Source organism: Streptomyces graminilatus (assembly GCF_001418565.1).
Taxonomy (GTDB): Bacteria; Actinomycetota; Actinomycetes; order Streptomycetales; family Streptomycetaceae; genus Streptomyces; species Streptomyces graminilatus.
Window position 1 is genome coordinate 1 of record NZ_LIQQ01000844.1, and the last position, 1,454, is coordinate 1,454.

A 1,454-nucleotide genomic window follows, 5' to 3' on the forward strand; every position below is an offset into this window, starting at 1 on the left:
CACGCACCCGGGTGCGTGGGCCAGCGGGTTCCACCCGAAATAGGTCTCGGTGATCAGGTCCATGAGGCGTCCTTGCGGTGGCGGCCGTGGCCGGCGGTGACCGTGGTGAGGGGCGGGGTGTCGTCGAAGACGGCGGGCCAGTCGTGGGGTGCGTCGGCGGGCGGGAAAGACGGGCGGTGCGTCACCGTGGCCGGGCTCCGTGCCGGGGCCGGGCTGGTCTCCTCGGGGCGGTAGCTGACCCGGCTGACCGTGTCGATCAGGAGCTTGACGAGGAGCAGGGTGAGGAGGGTGCCGGCGCTGGTGGCGAAGACGACCGCGAACACGACCATGGGGTCGGTGGTGGTGGCGCTCACCACGGGTGTCCGACGGCAGGCTCGACGAGGACTCCGGCAAGGCGGGCGGCAGCCCGGTCCGTGAGCAGGGCGGGCACGCCGTCCCCGCACAGTTGGACGGCGACACCGTCCTTCTCACCGACGGCGTGCGCGGCATCGCCCTCGATGGTGACCGACTCGGCGCCGATGTTGAGCTTGTGCAGCCACCAGGCCCAGGCGTGCAAGGACGGGGGCCGTACGGTCAGGCCAATGAAGGTGGCGGTGGGGATGTCCGTCGCCGTCACGTCCGGCTGGCGGCGCAGTTGCTCGGCGAGGACGACGGCCGGTGAGCCCAGGTCGACGTCCAGGCTGAAGCGGTTCACGCAGCCCCCGTACTCGCTCGTCGCTACACCGACCGCCTCGTCGAAGTACGGGCGAGTACCGGTGTCGATGACGGGCGCGGTGACCGTGACCGGCAGGGGTGCCTGCTCCTCCGTCCCGGCCACCGCTTCGGCGAGGAGGGCCTTGACGGGGGCGGTCATCTCGACGGCCAGGCGCTCGATGTGCTGCTCGGTGAGGGGGAGGTCGAGGAGGGCGGTGGCGGTGCGGAGTTGGGTGTGCAGCCGGTGCTGCAGGTGACGGCTCACAGCGCGTCCGCCGTGGGCGCCGCCTGCGGGGAGACTGCGGTCACGTGCGCGAGGACGCTGGATCCGAGCGGCATGGCCGTGGGCGCCGGCAGCACGGTGACGGTGTCGTCCACCGCCTGGTCCTCGGCGTCGTGTGCGGCCGGGGCGGGGTTGGGCTTCGGGGTCTGTGCCTCGAAAACCGCTGCGGCCTCGGGGGACAGCAGGACCTCGGCGCGTACGGGGATGCCTTCGATGGTGGTGCGGGCCTCGAACCAGACGCAGCCGGGGGCGGCGTCGCGGGCGGTGGGGGTGTCGGTGATCTCGGCGAACTCGAGGACCCCGCGAGGGTCGTTGGTGCCGAAGTTGAGCTGGACGCGGAAGCCGGTCAGTTCACCGACCACTGCGGCGGAGCGCGGCAGGGAGGTGAGCTGGCCGACGATGCGGTCCATGAGGGCGGATGCCCGCTTGTACTCCTGGCGGTCGGCGTCGGCTGTTCTGGTCTCGGAGGGTGCGGTGG

General features: G+C 72.1%; 3 protein-coding genes. All 3 read right to left on the minus strand.

The window, feature by feature from the left end; genetic code table 11:
- Positions 1–53: 53 nt before the first annotated feature.
- Positions 54–353 carry a hypothetical protein gene (locus AOK08_RS42125; protein ID WP_157877051.1) on the minus strand — a complete coding sequence of 100 codons (300 nt, stop codon included), beginning with the start codon at positions 351–353 and terminating at the stop codon, positions 54–56.
- Positions 350–958 carry a hypothetical protein gene (locus tag AOK08_RS42130; RefSeq protein ID WP_055535880.1) on the minus strand — a complete coding sequence of 203 codons (609 nt, stop codon included), beginning with the start codon at positions 956–958 and terminating at the stop codon, positions 350–352. The genes AOK08_RS42125 and AOK08_RS42130 overlap by 4 nt, the downstream gene beginning before the upstream one ends.
- Positions 955–1,454 (minus strand): hypothetical protein (locus tag AOK08_RS42135; protein WP_157877052.1); only part of this gene is annotated, 500 nt, incomplete at its 5' end. The genes AOK08_RS42130 and AOK08_RS42135, both read right to left, overlap by 4 nt.